We start from the raw sequence: 11813 nt of genomic DNA, 5'->3' as shown, positions 1-11813 counted from the left end.
GCCATAAATAGTGAACAAAAAATTATTCAAAAATTTTTATTGATAAAAAAAGGTTATAAAAAAATAAAAAATTATTCATGTAAGTTTTGCTAAATATTGACTGAGTATTATCGTTCTTGGCTTTCCCAATATTATTTGCTTCTATAGAATGGAGAATGATCAAATTATGATGATGAGTCAATATTCCGACTGATCTAACGCTATATCAGTATCATTCAGCCAGAGTGGAAGTCATTTCACTCAAGCACAACTTGTTGGAAACACAAATGCCTGACTATCGTTCAAAAACATCGACACACGGAAGAAATATGGCTGGCGCACGTGGCTTATGGCGTGCAACAGGAATGAAAGATGAAGATTTCGGCAAACCGATTATTGCAGTGGTCAATTCATTTACCCAATTTGTTCCGGGCCACGTCCATCTGAAAGATTTAGGACAGCTTGTCGCGGCAGAAATTCAGGCAGCAGGTGGTGTTGCTAAAGAGTTCAATACAATCGCGGTGGATGACGGTATCGCAATGGGGCATGACGGCATGCTTTATTCATTACCATCACGTGATTTAATTGCGGACTCAGTTGAATATATGGTGAATGCACATTGCGCCGATGCGATGGTGTGTATTTCGAACTGTGACAAAATTACTCCGGGAATGTTGATGGCTGCGATGCGTCTAAATATTCCTGTGGTGTTTGTGTCTGGCGGACCAATGGAAGCAGGTAAGGTTAAATTCCGCGGTGATGAAAAAGCAATTGACCTTGTAGATGCTATGGTTGTTGCAGCTGATGACAGCTACACAGACGAAGAAGTTGCAGAATTTGAACGTTCAGCATGTCCAACTTGTGGTTCGTGTTCAGGTATGTTCACTGCGAACTCAATGAACTGTTTAACAGAAGCGCTAGGTTTATCGTTACCGGGCAATGGTTCTATCGTTGCAACGCATGCAAACCGTAAAAAATTATTCTTAAAAGCAGGTCAGCTTATTGTTGAATTGGCCAAACGCTACTATGAGCAAAATGATGCAAGTATTTTGCCTCGTTCAATTGCCACTAAAGCTGCTTTTAAAAATGCGATGACACTTGATATTGCCATGGGTGGTTCAACCAATACAGTTCTTCACTTGTTAGCTGCGGCAAATGAAGCTGAAGTTGATTTTACGATGGACGATATTGATGAGTTGTCACGTCGAGTACCAGTGCTTTCAAAAGTAGCACCAGCAAAACAAGACGTACATATGGAAGATGTACATCGTGCAGGCGGTATCATGGCCATTTTAGGCGAGCTTGATCGTGCGAATCTACTTGATGTATCTGTACCAACTGTACATGAGAAAACATTAAAAGATGCGTTAGATAAGTGGGATATTATCCGTACTGAAGATCCAGATGTATATGAGTTCTATCGCTCGTCTCCGGGTGGCGTTCCAACTCAAGTTGCATTCTCACAAAACCGTTACTACTCAACTTTAGATGGCGACCGTGAAAAGGGTGTGATTCGTAATGCAGAACATGCATTCTCTAAAGATGGTGGTTTAGCTGTTCTTTACGGCAACATTGCACTTGATGGATGTATTGTAAAAACTGCGGGCGTTGACGAATCTATTTTAAAATTCACAGGTTCAGCACGCGTTTTTGAGAGCCAAGATGCAGCGGTAGAAGCAATTTTAGGCAATGAAATTAAAGCTGGTGATGTGGTTGTTATTCGCTACGAAGGTCCACGTGGTGGTCCGGGCATGCAAGAAATGCTTTACCCAACCAGCTATCTTAAATCGAAAGGTTTAGGAAAAGACTGTGCGTTAGTTACAGATGGCCGTTTCTCTGGTGGTTCATCAGGTCTTTCAATTGGTCACGTTTCGCCAGAAGCTGCTGAAGGCGGTGCGATTGGTTTGGTTGAAGATGGCGATACCATCGAAATTGATATTCCAAACCGTACCATTCACTTGAATATTGATGATGCGACTTTGGCGCACCGTCGTACAGTTCAAGAAGCGAAAGGTTGGCATCCGAAGGAAGAACGTAAACGTAAGGTATCAAAAGCGTTAAAAGTTTATGCAATGCATACCACAAGTGCAGCAAAAGGAGCTGTACGCGTTCTATAAAATATTCAATTTTAATAATTGAGTAGGAAACATGCACCCATTAACACGATGAATTGTTATCATGTTAAGGGTGCATTTTTTATGTCTGGTAAAAAAAATCCGCTTGTAGAAAAAGGTGGTTTCAGATCATTCTATGGGTTTGCCATAAAATGGTGATAAAATCTTCACCTACGCAGAAACTCGCGAAATAACATGACATATTTTCTGCGCGAACTCAGGTAGTCATTTTTCCATCTCGACTACTGTTTCACCTTGCACTATGATCAAAATAACTTTTGATCTCGCTTAGGATTTATTTTTAGAGGCACTACTCATGTCACTGCTACGCCGTTGGTTTGACCCTATCCGATCGAGCTGGTTTTACCAAAAGCCTTCTCGTCAAGCGGTGTTACCCACGGAAAATGGTTTAAGTATTTATTTACGACTTGATGATGTGTATAGCTATCTGGCTGTTCAGCAATTGTCTCAGCTAGATGAAATTTTAAGTGATGAACTTAAACCTTTAAAAATTATTATTTCCCATACGGCTTCTGAACCTCCAAATAGCATGACGCATGAGGAGTGGCAGCATTATTGTTTAAATGATGCCAAAATTTTAGCAAATCAGCACCGGTTTGCTTTTGATGAGTTTCCAGAAATCCCAAGTCCAGAATCTTTAAAACAAGCCGCTGTCATATTAAAAAGAACCCCATTACAAGGTCAGAACTTCTTACATTTACTTGAAGATATCTTTCACATGCTTTGGCAACAGCAATATGGAAAATTGCGTACTCTACATGCCATGGCAGTCAAGCATCAGGTTCCTCAGCATTTTCCAGAACGTATTTTTACGGATGAACCTGTTCGAGCGGCATACTTTGAGTTTGGTGGGCGTAAATATCATGCAGTAGATGATTTATTACGTTTAACCCGTCGTTTAAAACAACAAAAGTTACTGACAGGTAATCCGATATTTTTAATTAATCATATCGAATGGCGTGAACATTTGATTAATGATGCTGAGGCGTTAAATGAAATTCAGGCTTTGCATCCTGAACTTGATGTATTTATCGCTTTAGAAGACCCGATGAGCTGGTTATTGCTTGCCTATATTAAAGAAGAGCTCGCAGACTATTATGATATTCAGCTAAAAGTTTATCCTTTGAGTTATCGGGGCCGAGACTGGTTTGACTGGAGTTTGGCAACACGTGTGTCTAAACGTACCGAGGTTGCTTTTACACCTTTTTGCCGACCTACAGAAGAAAGTACGCTTGGGATGGCAAAGCTTTTCTATAGTGTGCCGGAAAATCAGCAACTTGATACAATTTTCACTATTTTGCAGGCTGTTTGGACGAAAGGAAAAGATCTATCTTTCCAGAAGCATTTCCAACAGTTACAGCAGCAACTGGGTATTGAGCAGTTAACTGAACAGGATATACAGTCGGTTTTAGCGCAAAATGATGCACTTTGCCAAGACAAGCATCAACCTGATTTGCCGGTTTTAGAGTTGCGTATCGATGGGCAAAGCTATGTATTTAATAGCCTGTATCGGGTTTGGATGATTGAAAGTATTTTTAGCAATGTTTTAGAAGAAAAATATAAAACGGCCTCAACTTCTAATTGAGGCCTACTCCTAAAAACAAGAATAGGGCAAAGCCTGTTTTTTCCGTAGCATAACCTTGTAGGGAATCGGAGATAAACAGTGACATTTCTAGCAATTATTATGATGGTGTTTGCCTTTGCGGGCATGATTAAAGGCATGATCGGCTTAGGCTTGCCTGCGGTATCAATGGGCTTACTCACCATCGCAATGAGTCCTTTTCAGGCTGCATCTCTTTTAATTGTTCCTTCAATGGTCACCAACGTCTGGCAGCTTTTTGCTGAAGGACATGTCTGGGCTTTTATTCGCCGTTTCTGGACGTTGCTCGCAGGTATTGTGGTGGGCTCAATATGGAGTTTTCTACCTACCTTAAGTCAAAGTCATGGTCAAAGTAGTGAAATTTTATTAGGCTGCATGTTGGCCTTATATGGGCTTTATGGTCTATGCGTAAAGAAACTTCCGCATTTAGGAAAGCATGAGCGTTGGTTATCACCCATTATTGGATATATCGGCGGGGCAGTGACTGTAGCAACAGGCGTCATTATTATTCCTATCGTACCGTATTTGCAGTCTTTGCATTTAAAACGTGATGAGTTGGTACAGGCTTTAGGATTAACGTTTACGGTCTCTACCATTTGCCTTGCTGTGTTTTTACACCATAACCCGATGTCAGGGATATCACTGGACTATCATTTATCTTTCGCTGCGTTGTTGGCTGCGCTCATTGGAATGTGGATCGGTAAAAAAATCCGCTATCGACTGAATGAGCAGATTTTTCGCCGTATCTTTTTTATAGGCTTGATGTCATTAGGACTTTATATGATTTTGCATTAAGTCAATTTTTAAGGACGATGCTGCAATAAAAAGTCTGCAAACTGTTGGTAACTACTGGGCAACTGATTGAAACTTTGTGTGGCCAAAAGTAGTTTACGGTTTGCCCATGCGCCTAGCAGTTGAATTGAATGGAAATCATAGTCCGATTGTAGGCGCTGTGCAGCACGGGCAGGCATAATCGCAATTCCCACACCTTTGGCGACTACCTCTGCAATTGCGCCAAAGTTAGGTAAGCGCAACCGATACTGTATGTTAAAACCTAATAATTTGGCTTGGGTTTCAATGGACTGTTGTAAAGAGTGATGTGATTTGAGTCCAATAAAACCATAGCTTAAAGCATCTACTAAATTTAGCTCTTTGTAGTGGGCTAACTCATGTGTCACAGGGCAAATAAGTACTAATGGGTCGCTTGCAAACTCTTTAGTTTGCAAATGTCGGGTATTGAAAAAACTCGAGACTAGGCCAAGACTTGCAATCCCTTGGGTTAATGCATCTACAATTTCTGAACTTTCTGCTTCATGCAAATCGATATTCATTTCTGGATGAAGCACTAGATATTGAGGTAATAACGTAGGTAGATATTCACTTTGAGCAGATGAGTTACACCAAAGTGTTAATGCTTCTGTTGTCGGCTGTCTGAACCGCTGCATTTCGTGTTCGAGTTGATCTTTTTGAGCTAAAAGCTGACGAGCATGTTCTACAAATGCATGTCCAGCTGTAGTGAGTTCTACACCTGTGGTTTGGCGAATAAATAAGGGGGTCTCAAAATACTGTTCAAGTTTTTTTATACGTTCACTCGCTGCTTGAAGTGAAATCGCAGAACGGTCAGCGCCTTTGGTGAGGCTACCAGTCGAGACAATATGAAGAACCAGCTGTAAATCAAAAAAATCAAAACGCATGATAGGAACGTATTGAAATGCAAAAATTCATCATACTAAATCGGAATGAAAAAAGGCAGCTTGCGCTGCCTTTTAGAATTTAGGTTTTATCTTTTAAACTAAACAGCCAGTTTAAAATAATGGCTGCAAACGTTGCTGTACCAATACCACCTAAATTGAAATTACCGAACAATAATTCAAAGTTTCCAGCACCCAAAATAATGGTTACTGAAGCCACAATCAGATTTTTATTGTTAGAAAAATCGACTTTGTTTTCAATCCAGATTTTTGCACCGGCAATGGTAATTAAGCCAAATACCACAATAGATGCACCTGTTAAAACTGCGCTTGGAATGGTACTAATGACAGCGCCAAATTTTGGTGATAGACCTAAGAAAATAGCAAAGATGCCTGCAATCACAAATACAATGGTTGAGTACACACGAGTGACTGCCATCACACCAATGTTTTCACCATAAGTCGTCATCCCTGGCGCGCCAACACTACCAGAAAGTGTCGTAGCTAAACCATCAGCGACAAAGGCTTTGCCTAATTGTGGAGTTAGGTTTTCTCCAGTCATTGCACCTACTGCTTTGATATGACCTAAGTTTTCTGCTACTAAAATCAGTGCAACCGGTGCAATAATTAAAATAGCCTTGGTATCAAAAGTAGGATGTGAAAAGCTTGGAATACCGAACCACGAAGCTTGTGAGATCTGGCTAAAATCGATCGGTTTACCTAAACCTAGACCGTTTGTCGCAATCGCATAGATTACATAAGCCAAGATCAAACCTACCAATAGAAGTAGCCGCTGCAATAAGCCTCGTGTAAAAACTGCAATACTGCCCATACAAAGTACAGTAATTAAGGCCATCCACATTTCAAATGGCTGCCCTGCAACGCCTTTAATGGTAACAGGGGCAAGGTTGAGACCAATAATCATCACAATTGCGCCAGTCACCACAGGCGGCATAAGTTTTTCAATCCAGCGTGTACCCGTGAGCATGACAATAAAACCGATGAGTGCATAAAAGATACCGCACGCTACGATCCCGCCCAACGCAATAGAAAGATTTGGATTGGCCCCTGAACCTGTGATATGCCCCGTGGCTGCTGCAACAACCCCAATAAAGGCAAAACTCGATCCTAAATAACTAGGAACACGACCACCTGTAATTAAGAAGAACAGGATGGTACAGATACCTGACATTAGAATAGCAAGGTTAGGGTTAAAGCCCATGAGTAAAGGTGCTAAAACAGTTGCTCCAAACATGGCAAATGCATGCTGGACACCTAAAATAGCACTTTGAACTGGAGGGAGATATTCATTGGTAGAGACCGGTCGATGGTCAACATCACCTTGGTAAGGCTGCCATTTGGGAAACCAGTTGGACATAAAATAAGCTCATTATTCTTTAATTGGTGCAATGATACTCTTTCTTGTAAAAGCATTTAATCTCTTGTATTGAATATGAAAGTGAAAAGTAATTATTTTTTAACGATCGGTATAATTTTATAAATTCTAAATATAAGGAATTAGGTGTTTTTTTCTGATAAAAATTAATTTTATGATTTTTAAAAAAATATTCTAAAAAATGAAAAATCGGGGAAAATTTGAGAAAAACAAGGAATTTTGCAAGTAAAAAGCAGCACATCCAAGATGCACTGCTTTAAGAAAGTAGTTAGTAAAATGAGCTTAGCCTGTATTACGTAAACCAGCAGCAATTCCGGCAATACTTACCATAAGTGCATGGTCAACAGGGGTATGCTCTGCCTGACGTTCAGCAAGATAATCACGGCGGCGTTTCATGAGTTCAGCTTGTAAAAGATGCAAAGGCAGTAAATAAGGTTTACGAACTTGCATAGACTGATCCAAAACTTCATTGTCGCTTAATAGTTTTGATTCATCTTTTAACGTAAGTAAGGTTTCCACAGCATCTTTTAGACGTTGGCGTAACTGATTGCCAAGCACTTTTAAGTCTTCATCTTCAGTCAAATGAGACTCGTAGTAGAGTGCAATATTGGCATCGGCTTTAGACAATACCATTTCCAGCATATCAATGAGTGTCTGGAAATAAGGCCATTGCTGAAGCATTTCATCAAGCGTTGCTTTTTGCTGATCGGCAATCACTTCATTAATCGCCGCACCTGTACCTAACCATGCAGGTAACATCAAACGGATTTGTGTCCAAGCAAATACCCAGGGAATGGCACGTAAAGATTCGATACCGCCACTTACTTTACGTTTTGCCGGGCGTGAACCCAGCGGCAACATTTGTAATTCAAGCTCAGGAGTGACAGTCCGTAAATATTTCACAAAATGCGGGTTTTCACGCACTGTTTGACGATAAACCTTCACAGAATGATCTGTCATACGGTTCATAAGTTCACGCCACTCAGCCTTAGGCTCTGGTGGTGGTAATAATGTCGCTTCAAGCGTTGCTGCGGTATAGATTTCAAGGTTTTGCATGGCAATACCTTCTAGACCGAATTTGAAGCGGATCATTTCACCTTGTTCTGTCACACGAATTGCACCAGAGATTGAGCCCGGTGGTTGCGAAAAGAGTGCTTGTTGCGTTGGAGCACCACCACGGCTAATTGAGCCGCCACGACCGTGGAACAGAGTCAACTGTACGCCGTGTTTACGAGCAATTGCAGTCAGCTCTTCTTGAGCACGGTATTGGGCCCAGTTAGCAGACATGAAACCGGCATCTTTTGCTGAATCCGAGTAGCCGATCATAACTTCGTGTTTACCCTGAATATGCTGCTTATACCAATGCATATTGAACAACGTATTCATGGTAGTTGCTGCGCCGTCTAAGTCTTTTAAAGTCTCAAATAAAGGCACTACACGTAAAGGATGCTGAATACCGGCTTCTTTTTGCAATAACAATACAGCTAAAACATCACTTGGATATTCAGCCATAGAAATAATATAAGCCCCTAAAGACTCAGGTGGTTGGTCTGCCAAAGTACGCATGGTTGCAAATACTTCTTGTACATCTGGGTGACCAATCAAACTACCTTCTGGCTCATTAATATACTTCGGTAGTAGCGGGCGTTTGCTTTGGAGTTCCTGAATAAGGAAGTTTTGGCGCGCTTGTTCAGTCCATGACTCAAAATTACCCAGACCTAAGTATTCGGTAATTGCTGAAATGGCTTGGCGATGACGGCCTGATTCTTGGCGAATATCGAGCTTAAGCAGTTCAATACCAAAACAGTTCACACGATAGATAAAGTCGAGTAGTTGACCATTCGCGATTTCAGGCAGATTACTATCAATTAGAGAGCGATAGCACAGTAATAATGGTTGTAACAGTTCATCTTTGCTTTTAATGACATTGCTGTCATCTGCTTCTAAGCCTTGTAGGCGCTGAGCTAACCAATGACGAGTTGCTTTTAAACGCTCTCGTGTTGCACGTAAATACTCACGATAAGGCTCTGGATGAGGGCTACCAATGGCTTGAACCATTTCTTCGGAACAAGACTGAATTGATAGTTCCCAACGTAAGTTTTCGATATCTCTTAGATAGAGGTCGGCAGCTTGCCAGCGTGATAACCACAATACTTCTTGGGTAATTTGATGAGTAACGTTCGGGTTACCATCACGGTCTCCCCCCATCCAAGATGCAAAACGTACCGGAGCAATATGAAGTGGTAAGTTTTGTTGGCAATTGTCTTGAACCAGTTCATTTAGCTCACGGATAAATTTAGGAACAGCATTCCAAAGCGTTTGCTCAATTGTGGCAAAGCCCCATTTTGCTTCATCTACCGGGGTCGGGCGGTGCTGCCTGATTTCATCTGTTTGCCAAGCCGAACTAATTTGTTGTTTTAAGTTGGCAAGAGCATTTTGACGTTCACGCGGAGTAAGTTTTTGCTGATCAAGTTGTGATAGACAAGCATTGATATCGTCATATTTTTGAATCAGGGTACGACGACTCACTTCTGTTGGATGCGCCGTAAGTACCAATTCAATCTTAAGATCACAAATTTGCTGGAACAGTTTTTCCGTCGAAATATTTTTATCTTTAAACTTTTTAAATAAGTGAACAAGGGGATTCGGGGAGTTTGCATCCGGATCGAACTCTGCCTGTCTGCGGCTACGTACCACATGATATTGCTCAGCAATATTGGCAAAATTGAGGAAGTGAGAAAAAGCGCGGGTAAGAGGCAATAGCTCTTCATCGGGCAATTCTAAAAATAATTGTTCTAATTGCTTTTCGGCTTCAGCTTGACCATCACGTGCACCTTTGGCAAGAGCACGGATTTGCTCGATCTGATTAAACAGTTCTTGTCCTGCATGCTGTTTTAGGGTTTCACCTAATAAATTGCCAAGTAAGCGGACATCCTCACGCAGTGGCGCATCGATTTGCTGAACCATGCTATTTTCTCCTGTTCTTATTCTTTTCGAATATAGCGCGATTAACGAACATTCCAAGCTTTGAGCGTAAGAAAATGTGAATTTTTGCTTAAAAAATAACATTTAAATCGCTTATAACGCTTTAAAAGTCGTCATGCACCCGTTGCAAATTTTGGCAATCGGACTTTGGTTTAATGCCGATATCTGAGTAGAAATAAATCAATAGCATCCCGAATAAACCGATCTATCTCTTGAGCATTCGGTACAGGAATAATTCTAAGTAGAACCTTGTGATGGCGTACACCAAGCAATAAGGTCAAAAGCAGTTCTGTTTGATATAGCGGATCATCGGCTTGAATAAAACCTAATTGAGCAGCTTTTCGAAAAAACTCAACTAACTGATTTTGCAGACGGGTATGGGATGCATTAAAAAACTGTAGGGCGAGTGGACTTTGCTCTGCTGCAAGTTCAAATAATACATGCTCGAGTTTAAGTGCTTCGGGGGAATAAATAATCTGCAAGGCACGTGAACACACCATATAAAGTGTTTGATAAAAGTCTGCCGATGCATCTAATTCAAATGGTTTAGTGCCTAGAGTCTCTTCACAAGTTTCTGTAATGGCACAGATAAACAGGTTTGCTTTGTCTTGAAAGTGATTATAAACCGTGAGTTTAGTAACGCCTGCTTCCTGTGCAATCAGGTTCATGCTGGTACCGTGATAACCGGACTTTAAAAAAATAGCTTTAGCGGCCTGTAAGATACGAGCACGCTTTTCCAGATCTTTGGGGCGACCACTTTGATTAACTGTTTGCACGAAACCCTCTAATAAAACTATATAAAAATAAATACTTATAAGTTTTTCTTTAATTAATGTACCAGCGGGTATATTAATTAAAAAACAAACAAACTATGATGCAAATATATTGTGCCTTAAAAAACCAGTTTGAATAAGAGCGATAAGATATGAATCTGTTAAAACCTCTCATCATGAGTATGATGATTGTTTGCATGGTCACATTAACGGGGTGTAGTAAAGAGGCTCCTAAAACAGAAGAAATACCCTATGTGATGGTGACCCAGCCTTCAACCACACTTCACGAACAAAAAAGCTATGCTGGAGATGTACAGGCTCGACAACAAACTGCCTTGGCATTTCGGGTGGGTGGACAAGTTACGGCTCGCTATGTGGATGTAGGTGACCGGGTTAGAGTTGGGCAAGTATTAGCAAAACTCGATGTGGCGGATGCACAGCTACAATTAAATGCTGCCAAAGCTCAATTAGAAAACGCACAGGCAGCAGCAAAAACAGCCTCAGATGAGCTTAAACGTTTTCAACAATTATTACCCATAAATGCCGTGAGCCGTTCGCAATACGATACGGTAAAAAATCAATATGATGCGGCTCAGGCAGCATTACAACAAGCTCGTTCTAATTATGAAGTTTCTGCCAACCAGACTGGTTATAACCAACTTGTTTCTAATAAAAACGGGGTGATTACAGCGCGTAATATTGAAATTGGACAGGTGGTTGCAGCAGGGCAAGCGGCTTATCAACTGGCAATTGATGGTGAACGTGAAGTGGTCATCGGCGTACCGGAACAAGCGGTTAGCGAGATTAAAGTTGGCCAAGCGGCATGGATAACTTTGTGGTCTAAACCGAACGAACGATTTGCTGGATATGTACGCGAAGTTTCTCCAGCTGCTGACCAGTCCCGTACATTCACAGTTAAGGTGGCACTCAAAGAAGGTCAGTCTGCTATTCAGCTTGGGCAAAGTGCACGTGTATTTTTTAGTTCGACTCAAACTAATGTCATGAGTGTGCCACTTTCGAGTGTATCTGCAACAGATAACCAACCTTATGTATGGGTGGTGAATGCGAATCAGACCTTACGTAAAGTGCCTGTAACGATTGGTGCTTATGGCAGAGATAGCGTGCCGGTATTATCGGGTTTAACACCAAATGATTGGGTTGTGATTGGTGGTGTGCACTTGCTGCGCGATAAACAGAAGATTCACCCGATTGATCGTGAAAATCGTGCAGTGAAAATTCAGGGAGCCAAATAAC

8 protein-coding genes are annotated in these 11813 nt (G+C 41.2%); 4 read left to right on the top strand and 4 right to left on the bottom strand.

Features of this window, described 5'->3' with window-relative positions; all coding sequences use genetic code 11:
• Nucleotides 1-266 precede the first annotated feature (266 nt).
• From ilvD to EGT34_RS11180, 3 genes are all read left to right on the top strand, one after another.
• Nucleotides 267-2096 (top strand): dihydroxy-acid dehydratase, encoded by a 1830-nt coding sequence (gene ilvD / locus EGT34_RS11190; RefSeq protein WP_001113593.1) that lies wholly within the window; start codon nt 267-269, stop codon nt 2094-2096.
• 313 nt (nt 2097-2409) lie between these two features.
• Nucleotides 2410-3699, top strand: a complete 1290-nt coding sequence (locus EGT34_RS11185) for a hypothetical protein (protein WP_000055250.1) — start codon at nt 2410-2412, stop codon at nt 3697-3699.
• Nucleotides 3700-3777: 78 nt separating this feature from the next.
• The gene (locus EGT34_RS11180; protein ID WP_000143319.1) at nt 3778-4509 is read left to right on the top strand and encodes a sulfite exporter TauE/SafE family protein; all 732 of its coding nucleotides are present in this window, start codon (nt 3778-3780) and stop codon (nt 4507-4509) included.
• A gap of 8 nt (nt 4510-4517) precedes the next feature.
• On the opposite strand, the gene EGT34_RS11175 is transcribed toward EGT34_RS11180, so the two are convergent.
• From EGT34_RS11175 to EGT34_RS11160, 4 genes are all read right to left on the bottom strand, one after another.
• Entirely contained in the window at nt 4518-5408 is an 891-nt protein-coding gene (locus EGT34_RS11175; RefSeq protein WP_001209840.1) for a LysR family transcriptional regulator, read from the bottom strand.
• Between the two features lie 79 nt (nt 5409-5487).
• On the bottom strand, nt 5488-6783 hold the full coding sequence (locus EGT34_RS11170; RefSeq protein WP_002057504.1) for a solute carrier family 23 protein: 1296 nt from the start codon (nt 6781-6783) through the stop codon (nt 5488-5490).
• Between the two features lie 300 nt (nt 6784-7083).
• The gene (ppc, locus tag EGT34_RS11165) at nt 7084-9768 is read right to left on the bottom strand and encodes a phosphoenolpyruvate carboxylase (RefSeq protein WP_000250585.1); all 2685 of its coding nucleotides are present in this window, start codon (nt 9766-9768) and stop codon (nt 7084-7086) included.
• 170 nt (nt 9769-9938) lie between these two features.
• Complete coding sequence (locus EGT34_RS11160; protein WP_001195327.1) at nt 9939-10562, bottom strand: TetR/AcrR family transcriptional regulator; 624 nt, start codon at nt 10560-10562, stop codon at nt 9939-9941.
• A gap of 149 nt (nt 10563-10711) precedes the next feature.
• Here EGT34_RS11160 and EGT34_RS11155 point away from each other — a divergent pair, with 149 nt between their 5' ends.
• Nucleotides 10712-11812, top strand: a complete 1101-nt coding sequence (locus tag EGT34_RS11155; protein WP_001050652.1) for an efflux RND transporter periplasmic adaptor subunit — start codon at nt 10712-10714, stop codon at nt 11810-11812.
• The last annotated feature ends 1 nt before the right edge of the window (nt 11813 follow it).

This window comes from Acinetobacter sp. FDAARGOS_558 (genome assembly GCF_003937785.1).
In the GTDB taxonomy this organism is placed as follows: Bacteria; Pseudomonadota; Gammaproteobacteria; order Pseudomonadales; family Moraxellaceae; genus Acinetobacter; species Acinetobacter baumannii.
This window is presented reverse-complemented; position numbering and strand designations above follow the sequence as displayed.